The organism is Salinisphaera sp. C84B14, assembly GCF_040361435.1.
Taxonomy (GTDB): Bacteria; Pseudomonadota; Gammaproteobacteria; order Nevskiales; family Salinisphaeraceae; genus Salinisphaera.
Window position 1 is genome coordinate 158,469 of sequence record NZ_APNL01000007.1, and the last position, 22,940, is coordinate 181,408.

General features: G+C 65.4%; 18 protein-coding genes. 10 read left to right on the forward strand and 8 right to left on the reverse strand.

Translation table 11 applies throughout. The features are described from left to right. Positions 1-41 precede the first annotated feature (41 nt). Together C84B14_RS08145 and C84B14_RS08150 are read right to left on the reverse strand one after the other, a co-directional pair. A complete protein-coding gene (locus tag C84B14_RS08145) occupies positions 42-3,182 on the reverse strand; it encodes an efflux RND transporter permease subunit (protein ID WP_353223213.1) in 3,141 nt (1,046 codons plus the stop codon). Between the two features lie 3 nt (positions 3,183-3,185). Continuing rightward, positions 3,186-4,370, reverse strand: a complete 1,185-nt coding sequence (locus C84B14_RS08150; RefSeq protein WP_353223215.1) for an efflux RND transporter periplasmic adaptor subunit — start codon at positions 4,368-4,370, stop codon at positions 3,186-3,188. 178 nt (positions 4,371-4,548) lie between these two features. Here C84B14_RS08150 and C84B14_RS08155 point away from each other — a divergent pair, with 178 nt between their 5' ends. Both C84B14_RS08155 and C84B14_RS08160 read left to right on the forward strand, forming a co-directional pair. Beyond that, positions 4,549-5,619 carry an alpha/beta fold hydrolase gene (locus tag C84B14_RS08155; RefSeq protein ID WP_353223217.1) on the forward strand — a complete coding sequence of 357 codons (1,071 nt, stop codon included), beginning with the start codon at positions 4,549-4,551 and terminating at the stop codon, positions 5,617-5,619. A 40-nt stretch (positions 5,620-5,659) separates the two neighbouring features. Further along, positions 5,660-7,141, forward strand: a complete 1,482-nt coding sequence (locus tag C84B14_RS08160) for an amidase (RefSeq protein WP_353223219.1) — start codon at positions 5,660-5,662, stop codon at positions 7,139-7,141. A gap of 149 nt (positions 7,142-7,290) precedes the next feature. On the opposite strand, the gene C84B14_RS08165 is transcribed toward C84B14_RS08160, so the two are convergent. The 3 genes from C84B14_RS08165 to C84B14_RS08175 form a co-directional block, all read right to left on the reverse strand. Then, entirely contained in the window at positions 7,291-7,818 is a 528-nt protein-coding gene (locus C84B14_RS08165) for an RES family NAD+ phosphorylase (RefSeq protein ID WP_353223220.1), read from the reverse strand. A 288-nt stretch (positions 7,819-8,106) separates the two neighbouring features. Then, complete coding sequence (locus tag C84B14_RS08170) at positions 8,107-8,478, reverse strand: antitoxin Xre/MbcA/ParS toxin-binding domain-containing protein (protein ID WP_348767828.1); 372 nt, start codon at positions 8,476-8,478, stop codon at positions 8,107-8,109. Between the two features lie 126 nt (positions 8,479-8,604). Beyond that, a complete protein-coding gene (locus C84B14_RS08175; RefSeq protein ID WP_353223222.1) occupies positions 8,605-9,225 on the reverse strand; it encodes an arylesterase in 621 nt (206 codons plus the stop codon). 53 nt (positions 9,226-9,278) lie between these two features. On the opposite strand from C84B14_RS08175, the gene C84B14_RS08180 reads away from it, so the two are divergent. From C84B14_RS08180 to C84B14_RS08190, 3 genes are all read left to right on the forward strand, one after another. Further along, the gene (locus tag C84B14_RS08180; RefSeq protein WP_353223224.1) at positions 9,279-9,959 is read left to right on the forward strand and encodes an ABC transporter ATP-binding protein; all 681 of its coding nucleotides are present in this window, start codon (positions 9,279-9,281) and stop codon (positions 9,957-9,959) included. Continuing rightward, on the forward strand, positions 9,949-12,471 hold the full coding sequence (locus C84B14_RS08185) for an ABC transporter permease (RefSeq protein ID WP_353223225.1): 2,523 nt from the start codon (positions 9,949-9,951) through the stop codon (positions 12,469-12,471). The genes C84B14_RS08180 and C84B14_RS08185 overlap by 11 nt, the downstream gene beginning before the upstream one ends. 76 nt (positions 12,472-12,547) lie before the next feature. Further along, positions 12,548-13,084: a 2,4'-dihydroxyacetophenone dioxygenase family protein gene (locus tag C84B14_RS08190; protein WP_353223226.1), complete on the forward strand. Its 537-nt coding sequence runs from the start codon at positions 12,548-12,550 to the stop codon at positions 13,082-13,084. Between the two features lie 20 nt (positions 13,085-13,104). Here C84B14_RS08190 and C84B14_RS08195 read toward each other — a convergent pair whose 3' ends face one another. Next, positions 13,105-13,983, reverse strand: coding sequence for a LysR substrate-binding domain-containing protein (locus C84B14_RS08195; protein ID WP_353223227.1), 879 nt, complete (start codon positions 13,981-13,983; stop codon positions 13,105-13,107). A gap of 123 nt (positions 13,984-14,106) precedes the next feature. Between C84B14_RS08195 and C84B14_RS08200 the strand changes: the two genes are divergently transcribed. Further along, a complete protein-coding gene (locus tag C84B14_RS08200; protein ID WP_353223229.1) occupies positions 14,107-14,751 on the forward strand; it encodes an FMN-dependent NADH-azoreductase in 645 nt (214 codons plus the stop codon). 62 nt (positions 14,752-14,813) lie between these two features. Here C84B14_RS08200 and C84B14_RS08205 read toward each other — a convergent pair whose 3' ends face one another. Further along, positions 14,814-15,311: an Hsp20/alpha crystallin family protein gene (locus tag C84B14_RS08205; protein WP_353223231.1), complete on the reverse strand. Its 498-nt coding sequence runs from the start codon at positions 15,309-15,311 to the stop codon at positions 14,814-14,816. Between the two features lie 177 nt (positions 15,312-15,488). Between C84B14_RS08205 and C84B14_RS08210 the strand changes: the two genes are divergently transcribed. From C84B14_RS08210 to C84B14_RS08220, 3 genes are all read left to right on the forward strand, one after another. After that, entirely contained in the window at positions 15,489-16,763 is a 1,275-nt protein-coding gene (locus tag C84B14_RS08210) for a PQQ-dependent sugar dehydrogenase (protein WP_353223233.1), read from the forward strand. A gap of 231 nt (positions 16,764-16,994) precedes the next feature. Beyond that, positions 16,995-17,282 (forward strand): hypothetical protein, encoded by a 288-nt coding sequence (locus C84B14_RS08215; RefSeq protein ID WP_353223235.1) that lies wholly within the window; start codon positions 16,995-16,997, stop codon positions 17,280-17,282. Between the two features lie 80 nt (positions 17,283-17,362). Next, positions 17,363-19,420, forward strand: a complete 2,058-nt coding sequence (locus tag C84B14_RS08220; protein WP_353223237.1) for a TonB-dependent receptor — start codon at positions 17,363-17,365, stop codon at positions 19,418-19,420. A 988-nt stretch (positions 19,421-20,408) separates the two neighbouring features. On the opposite strand, the gene C84B14_RS08225 is transcribed toward C84B14_RS08220, so the two are convergent. After that, on the reverse strand, positions 20,409-21,965 hold the full coding sequence (locus C84B14_RS08225; RefSeq protein WP_353223238.1) for a flavin-containing monooxygenase: 1,557 nt from the start codon (positions 21,963-21,965) through the stop codon (positions 20,409-20,411). Between the two features lie 220 nt (positions 21,966-22,185). Between C84B14_RS08225 and fhuF the strand changes: the two genes are divergently transcribed. Next, positions 22,186-22,938, forward strand: coding sequence for a siderophore-iron reductase FhuF (fhuF, locus tag C84B14_RS08230; RefSeq protein WP_353223240.1), 753 nt, complete (start codon positions 22,186-22,188; stop codon positions 22,936-22,938). The last annotated feature ends 2 nt before the right edge of the window (positions 22,939-22,940 follow it).

Below are 22,940 nucleotides of genomic sequence, written 5' to 3' on the forward strand. Positions count from 1 at the left end.
GTACGCGCCGGCGCGCGAACTGCTGACTCAACGCGATCGAATCAGGCCGATTTCGCCGTCCGCCGTTCACTCAACTGCAGCACACCGGTCAGCATCGCGGGCAGAAAAGTGACCGTGGTGGCCATCGTGAACAACAGCCCGAACATCACGATCGCGCCCAGGCCGCGATAGAGCTCGGTACCCGCGCCCGGCAGAAACACCAGCGGCGCCAGGCCGAAGGTGGTGGTGATGGTGGTCATCAGAATCGGGCGCAATCGTACGGCCACGGCGTCCTGGACCGCCTCGATCGCGGCCATGCCGGCGGCCACGTTGGCCCGCGCCCGCTCGACGATGAGAATCGGGTTGTTGACCACCGTGCCCACCAGAATGAGAAAGCCCAGCATGGTGATCAGGTCGAAAGGCTGCGACAGCGCCGTGAGCCCGACCAGCGGCAGCAGCGCGCCGACGCCGTTGAGCATGGCCAGCCCCACCACGCCGCCGGCAATACCCAGCGGCACGGTGGTGAGAATGAGCAGCGGATAGCCCCAGTGGGAAAAGATGGCGACCAGCAGCAGGTAGCACACGCCGATGGCGACGCCATAGTTGCCCATGAGCGCATTGCGGGTGACTTCCAGTTCGTCGCTGGCCCCGGAAATATCCAGCGCCAGCGAGGCATCGATCGCGCCCTGTTCGCGCAGATGGTCGATCACCTCCCGGTTGACCCGATCCACGCCGGCTTCCAGCGGTACGCTGGACGGCGGGATGACGCGAATGGTGACCGTACGCCGGCTGTCCAGGCGTCGGATCACGTCGGTATCCACCGTCGGCACCACATCGGCCAGCGCGATCACCGGCAGCACGCCTTCGGATGTAGCGATGGGCAGCCGCGATATGGCATCCACGCTGTCCGGCTTGCCGGCGGCGTCGTAGAGATAGATATCGACCTTGTCGTCCGAGAAGAAATACTCGTCGACATAGGCACCGTCGGTGAGCGCGGCGATGGTATAGCCCATATCGGCCGCGTTCAGGCCCAGCTCGGCAATACGGGCATGGTCGGGCTCGATACGCAGCAGCGGCTGGCCGAGGGTGAGCGTGGACGGCTCGGCGAGCACCTGCGGGTTGTCGAACACCGTATTGGCACGGGCATAGATCGCCTCGGCCGCGGCATAGATGGTGGCCAGGTCCGCGCCCGAGATATCGATATTGATCGCCCGCGTACCGCCGTCGTTGGACGAAATGATCGAACCCTTGGTGGAGAAGGCGCGCATGCCCGGATAGGCCTCGAAGCTGTCGTTGAAGGCCGTCATGAGCGCGCCGATCTCGCGGTCGTTGACCGGCTCGGCGATCACGCGCAGCTGGTTGGTACTCACGCTCATGTTCAGATAGGCGATCGCCGGCATGGCACCGTCGTCGGCTTTGATATCGCCGTTTTCGTTCGGCACGTAGCGCATGAAGCGCTCACGCAGCTCGTCGGCAATGTCGCCGAGTTCGGTGAGGTTGTAGCCGGCCGGCGGCAGCATGGAAGAAAACGTCTTGGCCTCCTCGCCGTCGGGCAGATATTCCGCCGGCGGCGTAAGCACGAACACGCCTAAGCCCAGCGCGCCGGCAATCGATGCCATGGTCAGGTAACGCCGCGTACGCATCGCGATAATCCAGGCGCACAGCGCCAGAATGCCGCGCGATAGCGGCCCGTTCGCGGTCTGCGCCGCGCCCGAGTCGCGGGGCAGGATGCGTGCCGCCGCGGTCGGCACCACCATGATCGCGACCAGCATCGACACCAGAATCGCCGCCGAGATGGCGATGGAAATATCCGAGAACAGCTGGCCGGCCTTCTGGGTGATGAACAGCACCGGCGCGAACACCATCACCGTAGTCAGCGTAGAGGCCAGCACCGCCGGCCAGACCTCGCGCACGCCGTCTATGGCTGCCTGCCAGCGGCGGGCGCCTTCGCTGCGCTTGCGGGCGATGTTTTCGAGTACGACGATGCTGTTGTCCAGCGTCATGCCGATGGCAAAGGCAATGCCGGCCAGCGAGATCACGTTGATGGTGCGCCCGAACGCGGCCAGGCCGATGAACGCCGCGATCGCACAGATGGGAATACCCAGAATCGCGATCAGCGTGGCGTAGACCGAGCGCAGGAACACGAACATCACGATCGCCGCCAGCACGGCGCCGATCGCCAGATTGCGATACACGCTGGCGATGGACGCACTGACATAGCGCACGTCGTCGGAGGTCAGGCGCATGCGCATGCCCGCCGGCTCGAGCACGCTGGCATTCAGCTCGGGCAGCAGCGCGAGCATGTCGCGCTTGATATCGATCACGTTGGAGCCGGGCTGACGGCGTACCTGCAGGTTGACCACCGGCTGATCGTTGTAGAACCCCAGCTCGCGCACCTCGGCATGGTCGAGCTGAATTTCGGCCACGTCGCCGAGCGTGGTCACCGAATCGCCGCGCCGCGAGAGCACCACGTTGGTCAGACCCGAGACGTCGTCGAAGCGACCGACCGTGCGCACCAGATAACGGCGCTTGCCGGCATCCATGTCGCCGCCGGAAATATCCTGGTTGCGGGCACGAATCGCATCGCGCACGTCGGTCATGGAGATATTGCGGGCCGCCAGCTTCGACGGATCGATATGGATCTGTACCTGGCGTTCGGCGCCGCCGCCGACCTGCACGTCGGCCACGCCTTCGACACGCTCCATGCGCCGGCGCACCTCGTCGTCGACGAAATCGCGCATGAACGCCATATCCAGGCCGGCCGGATTGCCGGCCTCGGCCGCCACGCTCAGATACATGAACGAGTTCTGGGAAAAGGAGGCCGCGACCACCTCCGGCTCGTTCACGTCCTCGGGGTAGCTGGGCACCTGCATGAGCGCGTTGGTCACGCGGATGAGGGCTTCGTTGACGTCGGTGGAGAAAGGAAACTCCAGCTCGATCTCGGCCTCGCCGGTCTTGGCCTCGGCGCTCATGCGCTGCAGGCCGATGATATTGGCGAGATATTCCTCCTGCTCGATGAGGATTTCGTTTTCCACGTCCTGCGGCGTGGCGCCCGGCCAGCTAGTGGTCACGGTGATCGTGCGTACCGCCAAGTCGGGAATCATCTGTACCGGAATGCGCATCGCCGCGAGCACACCAAACAGACAGATCAGCAGCACGACGATGGTCATCAGCGTGCCGCGCTTGATCAGCGCTTCGAACATCGATCAGCCCCCGGGCTGCGACAGCCGCAGGCTTCGCCGGTCGCGGGCCGGCGGGCTGGCCGACCGTTCCTCGACGGATGTTCGCTCGTCGCGTATGCGTACCGGCTGACCCGCTTCGAGGCTTTCGTTACCGCGTACCACCACGCGATCCCCGGCTTCCAGGCCATCGAGCACTTCCACTTCGTTGTCGGCGCTGCGTCCGAGCGAGACCTGGCGCTTGACCGCGCGCAGCGTCCCGTCGTCATCCTCGCGCACCAGCCACATGCGGGTTCCGCCGCCGGGCACGCGCACCAGCGCATCGCGGGGTGCGATCAGTACCGCCTCGGCGGTTTCGAGTTCCAGCATCGCCTTGGCCGACATGCCCGGCGTGAGCGCGCCGTTGGCGTTGTCCACGAACATACGCACCAGAAAACTGCGGGCACTGGCATCGCTGGCCCCCACGATCACGTCGACCTTCGCCGTCAGCGGCGCGTCGAGCGACGTCTCCGGTTCGACCCGTACCTGCATGCCGGGCTCGATCAGGCCGAAGTACTGCTGCGGCGCGGACACATCCAGGCGCAGCGTCTCGGTGGCCACCAGCGATACCGCGGGGGTGGTCTGGGCCACGTATTCCCCGGGGTCTACCAGCCGCGCCCGCACCTCGCCATCAAAGGGCGCGATCAGCGTATGCCGGGTCAGGCGCTCGCGCTGGGCGGCCACTTCCGCGCGCAGGCGTTGCAGCGCTGCCGCACGCACCGCCACCTGCGAACGCCGGGCTTCGAGTTCGCTCTGCGACACCGCGCCGCGCCCGGCCAGCCGGTCGGCTTCGCGCAGCAGCCGTCGTGCTTCGTCGAGCTGGGCCGCGGCTTCGTCGGCCGACGCCTGGAGCGTGTCCAGTTCCAGCCTGGCCAGCGCCCGGTCGAGTTCGATAAGCGTATCGCCTGCGGCGACCCGGTCGCCCGCATCCACGGCCACCGTGTCCACCAGGCCCGCGATACGCGGCGTCACTTCGGCATCGCGGGGCGAGGTCAGCGTGCCGTAGAGCGGTACCGTCTGCTGCCAGCGGCGCTCGTCCACGCGCGCCGTATCCACCACGGCCGGCTCGGCCGCCGCCAGCAGGCTCGCCGTCAGGCTTAGCAAAGCCCCCAGCAGCCACTGTCTCGGCTGAATCTGTGCGGCACGGCCCGGCGCCGGTGTGCAATCGTTCACCCTTCCCCCTGTCGATTGGTTCGCACATCAGCGGATGTGCCCACGCAATAGAAGTGCGTATCCAAGAATCAGCTACTCATATAGAACCCGCGCAGACGCATAAGGTTCCGGCGTGCTGGTGGTCGGTCGACCACTGTGGGTATGCTGGCCGCCATCGGTTCTTCAATGCTCGACCGCCATGAATCCACGCGCCATCGCCTATGCGCTGACCGTCGTCGTTTGCAGCACGGCCTTCGCCGCCACCGCCCAGGCCGACAACGCCAGCAAGACGCAGGCCACCGATCTCGGCCCCAATCTCGAAAACTACGACTACCCCTGGCCGGTCTCGCGCTTCCAAATCGATGAACCCAGGGGCAGCGTATCCATGGCCTACATGGACATCGCGCCGACCGACGACATCAGCGACGCCCCGGTGGCGGTGCTGCTGCACGGCAAGAACTTCTGCGGCGCCTACTGGCAGGACACCGCCCAGGCCCTGGCCGACAACGGCTACCGCGTGATCGTGCCGGACCAGATCGGCTTCTGTAAGTCCGACAAGCCGGCCGCCTACAGCTACACCTTCCATCATCTGGCCGCAAACACGCAGGCGCTGCTGGAATCGCTGGATATCGACAACGCCACCATCATCGGCCATTCCATGGGCGGCATGCTGGCCATGCGCTATGCGCTGATGTACCCCGACACCATCGACCAGCTGGTGCTGGTCGACCCGCTCGGCCTGGAAGACTGGAAGGCCAAGGGCGTGCCCTATCGCGGCATGAACGCCTGGTATGCCCGCGAGATGAAAAAAGACTACGCGGCCATCAAGTCGTATCAGGTCAAAAGCTACTACGACGGCGAATGGAACGACGACTACGCCGAGTGGGCGAAAATGCTCGCCGGCATGTATACCGGCAGTAAAGAAGACAAGGCAAAGGTCGCCTGGGCCCAGGCCGCGACCTACGACATGGTCTATACCCAGCCGGTGTTCTACGAGTTCGAGCATATCGACGTGCCCACCACCCTCATGATCGGCACCCGCGACCGCACCGCACTCGGCAGCGATCTGGTCTCCGACGAACTCGCCGCCGAACTGGGCGACTACCCCACCCTGGGCCGCGAAGCCGTCGCCCGCATGCCCGATGCGGAACTGGTGACGTTCGAAGGCATCGGCCATCTGCCGCCGATCGAATCGCCCGAGCTGTTCAAGCAGGCGCTGTTCGACGCCCTGAGAACGCCGCGCAGCGAAAGCGAAAGCGAAAGCCAGTAACGCTTATTCAAAGTTCGAGAACGACAAGGACAACGATCCGATGACCGATATCCATCAACTCAGCGCCGGTGAACTGGCCGGCGCCATCGCGCGCGGCGACATCACCAGCCGCGTAGCGCTCGACCACTATCTGGCGCGTATCGAAACGCTCGGTGAACCAATCAACGCCGTCGTGGCCATGGATATCGAAGCCGCACGCCAGCGCGCCGACGAGGCCGATGCCGCGATCGCGGCCGGTCAGAACTGGGGCCCGCTGCACGGCGTGCCGATGACCATCAAGGACACCTACGAAGTCGCCGGCCTGCCCACCGTCGTCGGCGAACCCAAGCTCAAGGACTATCGCAGCAGCGACGATGCCGTGGCCGTGGCCCGCCTGCGCGCAGCCGGCGCCGTGATCTTCGGCAAGTCCAACACGCCACGCCTGGCCCAGGACGTACAGACCTTCAACCCGATCTACGGCACGACCAACAATCCGTGGAACACCGAGCGCACCTCGGGTGGTTCTTCCGGTGGCGCAGCGGCCGGCCTGGCCGCCGGTTTCACGCCGCTGGAACTGGGTTCGGACCTGGCCGGCTCCATTCGTACGCCCTCGAGCTGGTGCGGCGTGTACGGGCACAAGACGTCCTACGGCGTGATTCCCATGCGCGGCCATATTCCCGGCCCGCCCGGTACGCGCGGCGAACCGGATCTGTGCGTGGCCGGCCCGTTGGCCCGCCACCCGGCCGACCTGGCGCTCGCACTCGACGTGATGGCCGGCGCCGACACCATCGAGGCCAGCGTCTGGCAGGCGAAGCTGCCTGCGCCGAAGCCCACCACGCTGGCCGATTTCAAGATCGGCTATCTGTTCGAGCACGACTTCTGCCCGATCTCGGCGGCGGTGAAAGCACGCCTGGAAGACGCGCTCGAAGCCGCGCGCCGCGCGGGTGCCACGGTCACGAAACTCGACGACCTGCCAGGCGGTTTCGAAGCCAGCTACGAAACCTACGACCGCCTGCTCAACGGCCTGGTCGGCGCCTCCATTCCCGACAAGCTCTATACCAAGGCCAAGCGCGGCGCCAAGTTTCTGGGGCTGGTCGGCAAGAACGAAATGGGCACCACAGGCGGCTTTGCCGAACGGGCCACCGCCAGCCATCGCGACTGGGCCCAGGCCGACGAAGCCCGCCACAAGCTGCGCGCGAAGTGGCACAGCCTGTTCGCCGACTACGACGTGCTGCTGCTACCCAGCGTCTGCGTGCCCGCCATCGCCCACGATCACGGCGGCAACGTGCTCTCGCGCAAGATCGACGTGGACGGCAACAGCCACGGCTATACCAACCTGTTCCGCTGGATCGCCCCGGCCACCGTCGCCGGCCTGCCCGCCACCAGTGCGCCGGTGGGCCTGACCGACGACGGCCTGCCCGTAGGCCTGCAAATCGTCGGCAACTACGGCCACGACCGCACCACCATCGCCTTCGCCCAGCATCTGGCGGCCGCCGGTGTGGAAGCGCCGGCCTGTCCGTATGCCGGCAAGTCCATAGCCTGAACCGGGCGTTGCATCGCCCGGCGGCCTACACGCCGCTGGGCGCCTCCCGTTCACTGGCCCGGGCCACGAAGAAAACCGAGACGCGCCCGCCGGGACCATGCGTGGGCTCGCAACTCACGCACAAGCCCCGCCGCAAATTGAAACGCCTGCTACGCCCAGGACCGATCATCACGCGGCAGGCGGTGCCAGTCGTCGTTGACGGCCACCTGATACGGCGGTGTGGGTTGCCAGCGCCAGAACACGATATTGCGACCGCTTCCATGGGCGCCGACCGCGAACGAGGGCACGACAATGGCGCCGACGCCGGCCTCGATCAGCCGGTCGGCCAACGCCCAGCTAGGCGGCATTGCGCCTTCGTAGGCGATCAGTTCCCAGGCACAGGCGAGGTCTTCGAATACCACCTCGGCTGCATCGCAGGCAGCCGGCGTGGACAGGTCGAGCACGCTTTCGTGCGCGACGTCGTAGCTGACGATGGTGAGCGGTTGGAGCTTGTAGGCAAGGCCCTGGTGGGCTTCCGCGATCGCGAGTTCGTAGCTGCTGCTGGTATACAGCGCCGGCACGCCGGGGCGGTTGAAGCGCCCGCCGTGCTTGGCGGCACCGGCGCCCGAGTCGGGCGCGAACGACCAGCGCGGGTTATGCGCGCGATAGACCGTGCCGCTGAAGTGGTCGCCCGCCATGCCAAGGAATCTAGCTGGCCCTAGGGCGTGTCGTCATAAGATAAGGCGGCGCATCGGCAGCCAAGCGCCGGCAAGACAAGGCATCGCGAGCGTCGCGTGGCCATGCCACGTGAGCGAGCGATAACGCCGGGTTGCCGGGGCTTGGCCGCCGACCCTCCGGGTTGCCCGCGTCGGACGCGCCATGCGGCGTTGCGGACCTTGACCGTGGCGGGCCACGCTCGGCGGCCCGCGCCTTGCCTGACACGCCCGATGCGGGCAATGCGACGTCATATCTCATGACGACACGCCCTAGGCATAGCCGCCTTCGTTGATTCGAGACAGATAGGCTTTCACGGCGTCGGCGCGCCCTTCCTTGACCAGTTCTTCGGCGGTCTGATCGCCGAACGACGGCAGGGGCTGGGAGCGATACCACGCGAACGCCTGGTTGACCGAGCCGGCCCAGGGCTGGGCGCGATTGATGATCTCGATCATGTCGCGCATTCGAGTCTGCACCCGCACGGCACGCTCGCGGTTGCTGCGCCGCAGGGAATCAACGCCAATTCCGAGCACGTCGGCAAGCTGCGTCTTGTTGACGTGCAAGCGCTGTGCGATCGCCCGGGATTCGATCGCCTCGTCGCCGGCGAGATGAAAGAAGCGGTCGTCGCTGTCGTTCACGCTCATGGGCACGCCATACGTATTGCCATCAATGTCGTCATATTAGCATGTGTGTACGGCCTGACAGCGCGCTCGCCAGACCGAGCTGCGATGGCGATCGAACGGGCCGCGACCACCAACCACTCCCCGATTTCACGGTTGCGCAGCGGCCTGCGGTTTCGCGTCGATCAGCGGCGCGAGTTTCGGCCACACGGCATCGAGCATGGCGGGCTGGGCCTGGGCATTCGGATGTACGCCGTCGTTCTGGAAATTGCCGCGGTCATTCGCGATGTCTTCCAGAAAGAAAGGCACGAAAGCCACGTCGGTTTCGTCGGCCAGATCGACGAAGGCCTGATGAAACTGGTCGGCATAGCGCTTGCCGTAGTTTGACGGGATACGCATGCCCAGCAGCAGCACTTTCGCGCCGGACGCGCGGCTGGTGTCGATCATGGCGGCGAGGTTGTCCTTCATGGTTTTGATCGGCAGCGCGCGCAGGCCGTCGTTGCCGCCAAGCTCCAGAACGACGACGTCCGGCTCGTGGCGTTTCAGCGCTGCGTCCAGGCGCCCGCGCCCGCCGGCGGTGGTTTCGCCGGAGACGCTGGCGTTGACCACTTCAACGTCGCGCTCGTTTTCGTCGAGGCGATCGCGCAGCAGCGATACCCAGCCCTGGCCGCGATCGAGTCCATAGCCGGCGCTAAGGCTGTCACCAAAAACCAGGACGCTCGTCTGTGCGTATGCGAAGCTGCATGTCGCAAACAGCAGCGCCGCGGTCATTGTGACCACTGCGCGGCGTAACCCCCTTTTTTCGGACCAAGAAACTCGGCTCAATGTCATCTCCTGCATTAGAAGCGGTCGATCTGTCCAAGACGATCGAAAGCGGCGAGCGTTCGCTCACCATCCTCGACGGTATCGAACTATCGCTGAACATGGGCGATACGCTCTCGATCGTGGGTACGTCCGGCTCGGGCAAATCGACGCTTTTGGCTCTGCTCGCCGGGCTGGATACGCCTACGCGCGGCCGCCTGGCCCTGCTCGGGCGCGAAATGTCGGCGCTGGACGAGGATGCACGCGCGGCGTGGCGCAGCGGCCAGGTGGGCTTCGTGTTTCAGTCGTTCCAGCTGCTCTCCGGCCTGTCGGCGCTGGACAACGTCACCCTGCCGCTGGAGCTTATCGGCACCGATCTGGGCGAGGCGCGCGACACCGCACAGCGGCTGCTCGAACAGGTGGGCCTGGCGCATCGCGTCAAGCACACGCCGCGCCAGCTTTCCGGCGGCGAACAGCAGCGGGTGGCGTTGGCGCGTGCCTTTGCCTGCCGGCCGAAGATTCTTTTTGCCGACGAGCCCACCGGCAACCTCGACGGCGCGACCGGGGCCGAGGTGATCGACCAGCTGTTCGAACTCAATGCCGAGCAAGGCACGACGCTCGTACTGGTCACCCACGACGAAGACCTGGCCGCACGCTGTGCGAGGCGTACCCGGCTGGCCGACGGGCAGCTGCATGCGCACTGATCGCACCTCGGCCATGCGTCTGGCCTGGCGCCAGATCGGGCGCAGCCGCCGCGACGGCTCGGCCTGGATTCTGCTGATCGCGCTCGTGGTGGCCGTGGCCGCCGTGGGTGCGGTCAGCCAGATGACCGATCGCGTGCGCGCCGGCATGGAACGCCAGGGCGCCGCAACGCTCGCCGCCGACCTGGAACTGGAGCTGCGCGCGCCGCTGGACGACAAGCGGGCCGCCATCCTCGACGAGATCGGCGTGGCCCACCACGGCGTGACCGTGTTCCCGAGCGTGGTCAGCCACGACGATGAGATCACGCTGGTTTCGGTCAAGGCCGTCCAACAAGGCTATCCGCTGCGCGGCGAAGTCACGTTGCGGCGCGGCGACCCGGGCAGCCCGACGGAAACGGTCACGCAGCCCCCCGAGCCGGGCACCGCCTGGGTGGCCCAGCGTATTCTCGATGCCCAGCAGCTGGCCGTCGGCGATACGCTTGCGCTCGGCGATGCCAAACTCAAGATTGCGGCCGTGCTGGTGATCGAACCCGACCGCGGCCAGGGCTTTGCCAATATCGCGCCGCGCGTGCTCATTCGCAGCGCCGACGTGGCCGCAACCGGCCTGCTCGGCCCCGGCAGCCGGGCGAATTACGACGAGCGCATCGCTGGCGACCCGGCTGCCCTCGAACAGGTGCGCGAACGCCTTGAGCCGACCCTGCAGCCCGGCGAAAAACTGCGTACCCCGGCCGAATCCAACCGCGCGCTGGCGCGGGCGCTGGATCGGGCCGATGTGTTCCTGGATCTGGCCGCGCTGGTGGCGGTGGTACTCGCGGGCGTGGCCATCGCATTGACCGCGCGCCAGCATGCATCGTCGCGACTGGACGAAATCGCCCTGCTCAAGACCCTGGGTGCGGCCCGTGGCTTGATCGCGCGGCTGCTGGCCTGGCAGCTGGTATTCGTGGGCGCGATCGGTATCGGCCTGGGGCTTCTCGTCGCCTGGCTGGCCCAGCTGGGTATTTCGCAGCTGATCGCGCGTGCGTTCGAAATCCAGCTGCCGGCTGCATCGTGGTTTGCGCTCTGGCCCGCAGCCGCCACCGGCGCGGTGCTGCTGGCCGGCTTCGCCTGGCCCGCACTGGCTCAGGCCCGCGCCACGCCGCCGGCGCGCGTGCTGGCCCGGTCGCTGGCCGAACAGCGCGGGCGCATGTGGCTGATCTATGCAGCCGCGCTGGCGAGCGTGGCCCTGCTGGCGGCGGCCGCCACCCGCGATATCACGCTCACCGCCTGGGTGGTGGGCGCCACCCTGGGCGGCACCGCCGTGCTCTGGCTTGTGGCGCTAGCGCTGCTGGCCGGTATCGACTGGCTACGACCGCGTATCGGCAACCGCGGCGGGCCGGGCCTGCGCCTGGCGCTATCAGCGCTGGCGCGCCGGCGTCAGGCCAGCGCGCTGCAGATCGTGGCCTTCGGCATCGGCCTGACCATGCTGTTCATGCTCGTGATCGTACGCGGCGACCTACTCGCCGGCTGGCAAGCCGATATCGCCGCCGACGCGCCCAACCGGTTTTTGATCAACATCACCCGCGAACAACAGCCGGCGGTCGCCGAACGTCTGCAAGAAGCCGGCCTGGACGCCGACTTCTACCCGCTGGTCCGCGGGCGGCTGACGGCGGTGGACGGCACCGCGATCGAAGACGATGCGGCACTGGCCGAGCAGGCCGGCGAGCTGACCCGGCGCGAGCTGAACCTGTCGTGGATCGACAATCTGAAAAACGATAACCGCATCGTGGCAGGCCAGTGGTTCGATGCCGACGATACCGGCAAGCCGCGCATGTCCATCGATACCTCGGTGGCCGAACGTCTGGATGTGGGCGTGGGCGACAGCCTCACCTTCGATATCACCGGCACGCCGGTCACGGCGACCATCGAAAGCATTCGCGAAATCGACTGGTCCAGCCTGCAGGCGAATTTCTATGTGCTGTTCGCGCCGGGCGTGCTGGATGAATTCTCGGCGACCTACATCACCAGCCTGTACGTGCCCGACAGCGCCCACGGCGTGATCGGCGCGCTGGTGCGCGAGTTCTCCAATATCAGCGTGATCGATATTGCCGCCATCCTCGACCAGCTCACCACGCTGATCGACCGGCTGAGCCTGGCGATCGAGCTGGTATTCGGCTTCACCCTGGCCGCGGGGCTGGTGGTGCTGCTGGCGGCGATGCAGGCCAGCCGCGCCGAGCGCCTGCGCGAAGCCGCGCTGCTGCGCGCACTCGGCGCCCGTTCAAGCTGGCTGCGCCAGGCCACCTTCGGCGAATGCCTGCTCATCGGCCTGTGTGCCTCGCTGCTGGCGGCCGCGATCGCCCAGGTCACGGCCATCGTGCTCGCCGTCTGGGTGTTCGATCTCGGCTATGCCTGGCGCTGGCCGCTGTGGCTGATCGCGATCACCAGCGCCACTGCCGTAATCGCCCTCTCCGGGCTGGCCTCGCTACGCGATGTGTTGCGCCAGCCGGCCTGGACCAGCCTGCGCGCCAGCGACGCATAAGCGGGCGGCGTTGCATACGATCGCCCGCGCATCGACACTCGGCGCTGACCTATAACGATCAGATCGAGGAGACACCATGGCCACCAAAAGCCCGGCCGCTGAATTCTGGCGCGATATCCCGCCGATCCCGAACAGCTTCAAGCCGGATACGCTGCCGGAAGTGCATATCGCCAATGCGCCCACCGAGGACGAGCGCTACTACGTGCCCTTCAGCGATACCGTGTCGTCTCGGCCGCTATGGATCTCGCCATCGTCGAACCGCTGGTGCGACGTGCTCATGGCCAAGGGCGCGGGCCTGGTCAACCGTCACTACCACCCCAACGAAGTGTTCGCCTACACCATCTCCGGCAAATGGGGGTATCTGGAACACGACTGGGTGGCCACCGCCGGCGATTTCGTTTACGAAACCCCGGGCGAAGGCCATACGCTGGTGGCCTACGAGCACGAAGACCCGATGCGCGTGTTCTTCGTGGTCAAGGGGCCTTTGATCTGGCTCGACGAGAACGGCGAGTCGGACGGCTATTTCGACGTTCACGACTATATCGCCCTGTGCCGCGAACACTACGACCGGGTCGGCATCGGCGCCGACCATATCGATACGCTGTTTCGCTAGGCCGCAGAACCCGCCACGGCTCAATCTGCGACAAGCGCGTCCTGCAGCCAGGCCGTGAACAGGGCGACGCGACGCGTATGGGCGCTCAATGGCCCGGCCACCCGTCGATAGACATGGCCGGGTAGTCGCACCGTCGGCCGCCAGGCCACGAGCCAGCCGCGGGCCACCATATCCCGCACCAGCAGTTCGCTGACCAATGCCACGCCCTTGCCCGCCAACGCTGCCTGCACCACCTCCTGCTCGTGCGCGAAGCCACGGACCGTGGCGTTGTCGGGCAGCGTTTCGACGGCCGCGGCCTGCCATGCCCGCCAGTCGACCGGCGGCAGCCCATTCGATGCCCAGCGGGTGACCAGGAATTCGGCCGTCTCCGGCCCGGCATGACGGGCCAGATAATCCGGGCTGGCAAACGCAGCCACCGATTCCTGCACCAGCATCTGCCCCTCGGGCGCGGCGGCATCCGCCGCCGAATAGCGAATCGCAATATCCACCTGGCGATCGCGCGTCATATCAACCGGCGCGGTGGACGACAAAACCTGCACCCGCAGCCCCGGATGACGCTGTTCGAAGTCGTCGATACGCGGGGCCAGCCAGAGCGTGGCAAACGCCGGCGTCGTGGATATGACCAGCCGGTTTTCGTTGTCTCGAATCGCGGCCACTGCGGATTCGAGCTCGGCAAAGGCACGCGAGGCGGATTGCGACAACACCCCGCCGGCTTCCGTAAGCGTGATCGCGCGCGTCTGGCGCAGAAATAGCGATACGCCCAGCTGTGCTTCCAGCCCCCGGATATGGTGCGACACCGCGGTGGGCGACAGATGCAGCGCTTCGGCCGCGGCCTTGAAGCTGCCCAGGCGGGCCGCCGCCTCGAAGGCCCGGAGTGCGGCGAGAGAAGGAAACGACACGGCGGTTCAATAACGGATGAGTTTTGCTCACCTATAGGTGTTTTCTTTGCCTTTGTCACGCTCGTCAACGACGGCGGATAGTTGCGCTGAACTTATCCATGCACCGTTGCAGAAGAATCCGCCATGACCACGATCTTGCGTATCGACGCCAGCGCCCGACAGGCGCGCTCTCTCAGCCGTATGCTCGGCGACCGTTTTATCGACCGCTGGCAGCAGGCCGAGCCACAAGCCGCGATCATTCGCCGCGATGTCGGCACTCAGCCGCCGCCGGCCATCTCGGAAGCGTGGATCGCCGCCGCGTTCACGCCGGCCGACGAGCGCAGCGCACAGGCCACGGCAACACTGGCCCTGTCGAACACGCTGATCGACGAGCTGGAACAAGCGGACGTACTTGTCATCACCACGCCCATGTACAACTACGGCATGCCCGCCGCGCTCAAGGCATGGGTCGATCAGGTCGTACGCATCAATCGTACGTTCACCTTCGATCTCGGCCGCGGCGACCGACCGCTGGAGCCGATACTCGGCGGCAAACAGCTGGTGGTGCTTACATCCTCGGGCGAGTTCGGTTTCGGAGCCGGCCAGCTCAACGAACAGGCCGGGCATCTGTTACCGCATCTGCGTTCCGTGGCCGGCTATCTCGGCGCGAAGGACATCCACCACGTGGGTATCGAATACCAGGAATTCGGCGATGAGCGTTTCGAGAAATCGAAAGCCGAAGCGAAAAAACAGGTCGCCGCACTGGCCGCCGCGCTGAGTACCGACTGACCGCTGTACGACATAAAAAGAGACGGGGCCGAATGGCCCCGTCTCTAGCTTGACCGCGCTGCTCAGGCGCTCGCTTTTTCCGGCTCCTGCGTGACGGCCGGGCTCGCGTGCTCGCCGCTACGCACGGTGATACGGCGCGGCTCCGCAGTGGCCTTCTTGTTGATGGTCAGCCGGAGCACACCGTGTTCGGCCCGGGCGTCGATATTGTCTTCGTCGGCCGTCTCCGGCAGCGAGAAGCGACGCACGAAAGAGCCGAAGCGACGCTCGCGATAGCGGGCCTGACCGTTTTCCTCGGTCTTTTCCTCGTTGCGCTCGCCCTTGAGCGTGAGCACGCCCTTGTCGAGCGTCACTTCGATGCGCTGCGGATCCACGCCCGGCACCTCGGCCTCGATGTGATAGGCATCGCCGGTTTCGCGAATATCCACGTTTGGCGTCCACGCCCCGCCGGAAAGCGCGGGGAAGGCGTTGTTGTCCTGTACGAACATGCGATTGATCTCGTCGTTGAACTGGGCGAGCAGGCTGCTCGGCTCGAAACGGTTCTGATAACGCTGAATGGCCATGATCATTCCTCCTTAATTTTTCGCCCTCAATCAACGGGCTGCGTTGCTACGTCAGGAAAGATAGGGCCGTCGATAAACGTTTCAATAGTTGCTTGATCGTTTTTATGGGGTTTTGCGTGGGGTCTTCGGTAACTGCTATAACCGACGCACGAATTTGTCACCATCAATGGATCATCGATGCGAACGTTGACGTTCTCCACGCTCTGCGCCACCACCCTGGCCGCGACGGGTCTTTTTGCGGCCGGCAGTGCAAGCGCGGCCGAGGGCTGCGACAGCGCCGGGCTCGCTCTGCCCGACGGTTTCTGTGCAACGCAGTTCTCCAAGGACGCCGGCACGCCCCGACATCTGGCGGTGGCCGACAACGGCGTCGTCTATATAAATCTGGCCAACGATGTGGACGGCCACGGCCTGATGGCGCTTCGCGACAGCGACGACGACGGCGTGGCCGACGAGCGCAAGACCTTCGGCGAAGGCGGCGGGACCGGTCTTGCGATTCACGACGGCTGGCTCTATGCCGCCACCGTCACCGATATCTACCGCTACAAGCTCGACGGTAACCTGGTGCCGCAGGGCGAGCCCGAACATATTGTCACCGGCCTGCCACAGCAGTCGTCGCACGCCGCGCGCGGACTGGCAATCAGCGAAGACGGCCAGCTGTTCGTGAATAACGGCGCGCCGTCCAATGCCTGCCAGGAAAGCGATCGTCAGCCCGGCTCGAAAGGCCAGGACCCCTGCCCGCTGCTCGATAACCACGGCGGCATCTGGGCCTTCTCGGCCACCGAAACCGGCCAGACCTTCAAGCCAGAAACCGAATACGCCACCGGCCTGCGCAACATGTTTGCCCTGGACTGGTACGACGGCCAGCTCTACGGCGTCCAGCACGGTCGCGATCAGCTGCACTCCAACTGGCCGGACAAGTTCACCCAGGAACAAAGCGCGCATCTGCCCGCCGAGGAACTGTTCGCCATCGACGAAGGCGATCATTTCGGCTGGCCGTTCTGCTACTACGATCCGAAAGCCGACAAGAAAGTGCTCGGCCCGGAATACGGCGGCGACGGCGACAAGGTCGGCCGCTGTGCGGATTATGAACAGCCGCTGGCCGCCTATCCCGCCCACTGGGCTCCGATGGATATTCTGTTCTACGACGGCGACGGCTTCGGCTCCCGATACGACGGCGGCGCCTTCATCGCCTTTCACGGTTCCTGGAACCGCGCGCCGAGCCCGCAGGCCGGTTATCGGGTGATCTACCAGCCGTTCGAAAACGGCAAGGCCAGCGGCGACTATGAAGACTTCGCCGGTGCGGCCGGCTTTACCGGCAGCGGCGAAACCGTCGCCTCGCCCGGCAGCGCCGAGCATCGCCCCGCCGGCCTCGCCCAGGGCCCCGACGGCGCGCTCTATATCAGCGACGATGCGGGCGGCACCGTATTCAAGGTGACACGCGCCAGCGACTGATCGCGGCTACATCAACGGGTGTGTCAGACCCGTATCAGCCCCGCGTGCCCTGGGTACGCGGGGCTTTTTCATGGCGCTTGCGACGGCGTGAAACAAAGCACGCTGCGCACGCCCGGCGCCCGCCCACACCGAGCCCATAGAAAGAATCGTTGCGCTGGTTTATTGCAACTTTATAACGTAATATTCGCGCCGACCGGCTTTTCCGGCCGGCGAACATGAGTTCGATTGGGGATGGGGAACAAGCATTTATGTCGTGCGCTCGTGGTGCTCGCATTGCTGTGCGTGCAGGCGCTCGCGTTCGCCCATGCCTTCGATCATCCGATCGACGTTGCCCATATCGATCATGCCTGTACGAGCTGCGTACACGGACATTCGCCCAGCGCACCCCCGGCCCAGGCCGCAGCGCTGACGCTCCTCTTTTCCCGGCCCCGCATGGCGGCGGCGCCGATCCATGCCGGCCATGCCCGTAGCCAGCTCGGCCACCATGCCGCACGGGCCCCACCCCGACGTTTCGTCTGACCGTAACAACCCAGGCGCCGCCGTAGCGGCATTTCTGCGACCCCCTCTCGCGGGTTCGTATATCAGACGGAATTCTTCTCATGGCTTACTCGAAATATGCACGCCTGCTCGTGCCTGCAGCCGGCATGTGCCTGCTTGGGGCCGGGCAACCTCTATTCGCCCAACCGCAACGCGCGAATGACAACGACCGCGATAGCGCCGCGCAAAGCACGCTGCTGGCGCCGATCTCGGTGGAGGCCCTGGCCTTTGACGATCAAGACCCCAGCCAGGCCATCGAGCCGGCAACGGTTGTTGCCGGGCCCGAGCTGGTACGCAAACGCGGCCAGAGCCTGGGCGCCACGCTGGCCGATACGCCCGGCATCAGTTCCGCGGATTTCGGCCAGGGGGTGGGCCGCCCGGTCATTCGTGGCCAGTCCGGCGCGCGCGTGCGCGTACAGGAAAACGGCCTGGCCTCGGCCGACGTCTCCACGCTCAGCCAGGATCATGCGGTCAGTATCGACCCCTATTCGGCACGTCAGGTTGAAGTGCTCAAGGGGCCATCCACGCTGCTTTACGGCTCCGGCGCCATCGGCGGCGTGGTCAACGTGGTCACCGACCGTATCCCCATGACCGCACCCGACGGCATCACCGGCGAGGCCACACTCGAACGCGGCGACAGCACGCTGGGCCAGCGACTGCAGCGACTCGACGTCACCGGCGGCATCGGCGACTTCGCCCTCAACGTGCAGGGCCTGAAGCGCCTGACCGACGACTACGAGGCCGACAACAGCCGCCTGATCGACAACAGCGCCACCGATACCGACACCTACAGCGCCGGCACGTCATACTCCGGCGACTGGGGCTATGTCGGCGGCGCGGTCAGCCACTTCGGGCGCGAATACGGCATCCCCGGCGAAGAGGCCCAGATCCGTCTGACCCAGGACCGCTACGACCTCAAGGGCGAGGTCTACGACGTGGCCCCCGGCATCAAGCGGCTCGAATTCTCCGGTGCTTATACCGACTACCTGCATACCGAAGGCGAGGAAACCCCGGAAGCGTTCTTCGACAACAAGGAAACCGAATTCCGTATCGCCGCCGAGCACGCGCCGGTCGCCGGCTTTACCGGCATTTTCGGCGTGCAGGGTTTCGACCGCGACTTCAAAGCCTATGGCGAAGAAGAGTCGTTCGTGCCCGCCACCGATACGCAATCGCTGGCGGCCTTCTGGGTCGAACAACGCCCGCTCGACGACAACTGGACCGTGCAGGGCGGCCTGCGTGTCGAATACCAGGAGCAGGACACCAGCGAAGGCCGTTCGGACACCGACCACACCCCGATCAGCGTATCGCTGGGCGCCAAGCGCACCATCGGCGATCACTACGTGTTTACCGCCACCGCCGGGCGCTACGAGCGCGCACCCGCGACCGAAGAGCTGTACAGCTTTGGTCCGCACGAAGCCACGCTCACCTACGAACGTGGCAACGGCAACTTCGGCGAAGAAGTCGCCAACAGCTTCGACCTGGGCCTGCGGCGCATCAACGGCCGCCTGCGCTTCGATACCAGCCTGTTCTATACCAAGTACGACGACTACATCTACCAGCGCTCGGTCGATGCCGGCGTCGACGCCGACGGCACCGGCACACCCGCTTCCGACGGCATTGCCGACCGTGTGAACGAAGAAGGTGAATTCGCGCCGGATGGCGAATTCCTGCTCATCGACTACGCCGCGGCCGATGCCACCTTCTACGGCGGCGAAGCCGAGGTGGGCTACGACCTGATTGAAGGCGCCCATCGTCTGACCGCACGCGTGCTGGGCGACTACGTGCGGGCCGAGCTGGACAACGACACCAACCTGCCGCGTATCACCCCCGGGCGCTACGGCGTGGGCCTGGACTACGACAGCAAGACCTGGCTGGGCAGCGTGGAAGCCCTGCGCGCCAGCCGCCAGGACAACGAGGGCCCGCTGGAAGACGAAACCGCCGGCTATACCGACCTCACCGCCTTCGTGGGCTATCGCCTGGCCGGCTACGACGATACCGAAACCATGGTCTATCTGCGCGGCGACAACCTGCTCGACGACGAGATCGTACGCAGCACCTCGTTCCTGCGCGTCGCCCAGCCGGGACGCAGCGTGATTGCCGGGGTGAACGTGAAGTTCTAGTTCCGCGTCGCTGGAACTGGGAGAGAAAACGCCTCGGCTTTGCCGGGGCGTTTTTTGTTGGGGCTCGCCCAGCGGCCATAAGTAGAGCGCAGGCCGGACGTCGGCTTGCTAACTTAAGACGCGCGGGTTGCGCGTCGGCGCGAAGCGCGCCGAACCTCTGCGATGCGCGTGCCGAAGGGATGCGCGCAGAACTCAAATCGCTTTGGCGCTCCTCAAACATGCTACGCGCACCGGCACCGTGCGCCGGACACCTTCGGCCCTGTGCTCCTCGTTCGCTCCACACGGGGCCCAAATACAGTCGGCTAACGCCTAGCACGGCGTCTATACGACTATGCACTTAAAACTGGCACTTTGGCTGCGTTCTTGTCGGCTTACGCTTCGCTAAGCCGACTACAAAAGCCGTGACGTTGAGCGAGCGCCAGCGAGCTTGTCTGTATTCGGCCCCCTTGGGCGTAGCGCCGAGCAGTGGAGGCGACAAGCGGATCAAGTCAGCCGGATGTTTGAGCGAAGCGAGTTTCCGGCTGGCCCGCTTGACGCCGCAGCCGCGCAGGGAACCGACGCGCAGCATCAGCGCAAGACAGGGTGCCCTTTCTCTTGGCTACTTCTCTTTGGGCAAACAAAGAGAAGTGGCTCGCGCATCAGCGCGAAATCCTAAGTCGAAACTCGCCCCGGCAGTTCATTCAGAAAGCGAAGGCCTCAAACGACGAGGCTTTCGGCACTCACTCGGCCGGCTCTTCCGACACGTAGGTTGGATTAGCGCAGCGTAATCCAACACCGAACGCAGCCGGCGGTGTTGATTCAACCCGCGTGCTCCGTATCGGCAACGGCGGCTATTGCCCGTTGGCTTACGGCCTATGGCCTATGGCCTACGCCAACCTACGTGGCCAGCGCGGCATCGTTCCAGATCCGGTGTACCCGACAGTGCTCATAAAAAACCCCGAGCGCTGTGGCAACGCTCGGGGGCGATTCGATCAGTGAAAGCCTGCCGTCAGGCCGCTTTCTTGCGCGACCGCGCCGTCTTCGATGCGCTCTGCTTCACCTCTTCGTATTCACTCGGCTTGAAGCGCATCAGCCGCAGCTTGTACTCCCAGTTGAAGCCGGGATAGAGCGTGGTGTTCTTGCCGGAATCGGTCAGATACCAGCTATTGCAGCCCGAGGTCCAGGAGGTGTATTTCATGCGCCACTGGATGCCGCGGTTGAACTTGTCCTGTACCGACTGCTTCACGTCGATGAAGCGCAGCTTCTTTTTCGCCATATGGGCGATGGCCTGCAGGATGTAGTCCATCTGCTGTTCGGTGAAGGCCAGCACCGAGGTGTGGCTGGGGCCGGTGTTCGGGCCCATCAGGAAGAACAGGTTGGGAAAGCCGGACACGGTCACGCCCTTGTAGGCTTCCGCGCCATCGTCCCAGGCGGTGTTGAGGTCGACGCCCTGGCGGCCCTTGGTGGGGAACGGCGCGGCCTTGCTGGGCACCTTGAAGCCGGTGGCACAGACGATGGCATCCACCTCGATGGTGCGCCCGTCCTTCGTGACGATCCCGTTTTCGGTGATCTTCGCCGGGCCGTCGGAAATCAGCTCCACGTTGTCGCGCTGCAGGGCCGGGTACCAGTCGTTGGAAATCAGGATGCGCTTGCAGCCGATCTTGTAGTCCGGCGTGACCTGCTTGCGCATGGCCGGGTCTTTGACCTGTTTCTTGATATGGCCCTTGGCCATGTTCTCGGCCACGCGCTTGAACGGGCCGAAGTCGGAGATGACGAAAGGCGCGAACAGTTCGTTGATCCAGTAGATCTTGGCGCGCCGGCGATGCAGCTTGGACGGCGATTCCTGGTATTCGGCCTGCTTCTCGGCGCTGATGGGCCGATCCGGCTTGGGCATGATCCAGCTGGGCGTGCGCTGAAACACGGTGAGCTGCTCGGCCTGCTTGGCCACTTCCGGCACCACCTGAATCGCGCTCGCGCCGGAGCCAATCACGGCCACGCGCTTGCCGGCCAGGTCGTAGTCGTCGTCCCACTGGGCGGTATGCATGAGCTTGCCGGTGAAGCTGTCCAGGCCCTCGATCCGCGGCCAGGCCGGGTCGGCCAGCGCGCCGACGGCGGACACCACGACGTTGGCGGTCAGCGTTTCGCCGTCGGCCGTGTGCACGTTCCAGATGCCGGTGTCTTCGTCGAAATCGGCGCCCACGATGGTGGTGTTGAAGCGCACGTGCTGGCGCAGCTTGTACTTGTCCGTACAGCGCTTGATGTAGTCGAAGATCTCCGGCTGCTGGCCGAAGCTGCGCGACCAGGTCGCGCTCTGCTCGAAAGAAAACGAGTACAGATGCGAATGCACGTCGCAGGCCGCGCCCGGATAGTGGTTGTCGCGCCAGGTGCCGCCCACCTCGCTGCCGCGCTCCAGAATGGTGAAGCTGTCCACACCGGCTTCCTTGAGCCGGATGGCCATGCCCAGACCGGAAAACCCGGCGCCGATGATCGCGATATGCATATCGGTATCGATCTTCGGATGGGAGGTGAGCGGATTGAAGCGGGACACGAGTTCGGTAACGGCCATGGGGCGCTCCGTGGCGGTGCAAGTGGGTGCCAGCGGTCTGGCGGACTTCAAAAATATCAATTTCCGCTCTTTCTGACAAGGCGCAATGTCAGATTAGCCTGGCCTGGCTTACCGCATAAACTGGCAAGGGGTAGCCCGCCCGCGTTAACGTATTGATAATCATTCCTATCGTCTGGCGCGAGCGCGGCGCACAAGACCTCTAGCCACCGGCCCGGCTGCGATGTTCGCTGACCATTTTCATGATGATCTCGCCTCGTTTTCGGACGTGCTCCTGCGCGCCGAGGCAGCGCCGTCGGCGGCTACGATCGAGGCCGTCGCCCTGACCGATCCGGCCCGGCTCGATCCGCTGCTGACGCATTTTGGCGAACGCCACGAATGCACGGAGCCGCGTGCCCGCGCATCGCAGTGGTCAAAATACTTTTTTGCCCGGCTGGGCATCGCCACCCTGGTCGCGCAGCTGGCCAGCGACCGCGCGCTGGATTTCGACCTGAACAGCATGCGTGTCGTCTGCGACGACGACGGGACCGCGGCCCAGTTTCTGTTCGCGACCGGCAGTGCGCCCGTGAGCGACCGCCCGGGGCACGATTTCAGCGCGCTCGTGGATGATGCCTTTGCCCCGGTCATCGCCACGCTGTCCCAGCATTGCCGGCTCTCCACGCGGGTGTTCTGGAGCAATGCCGGCGTTTACTTCGACTGGGCACTGGGCGAGCTGGAACGCCAGCAGCGCATTCCGCCCGAACGCCTGGCTGCCGTGCGTGCGCTCATGACCTGCCGGCAACGCCCCGAAGGCGGCTTCAACCCGTTTAACCGCATCCACAAACGCTGCCCGCCCGGGACCCTCGACGGCAACGGCGAACCCGTGGAACAGTGTCGCCGGCTGTGCTGCATGCGCGATCTCGATTCGCGCTGGGATCTGTGCTCCAACTGCCCGCGCGCCATGCACCGCGCCGAACCCGACCGCGCTACCGGATAACG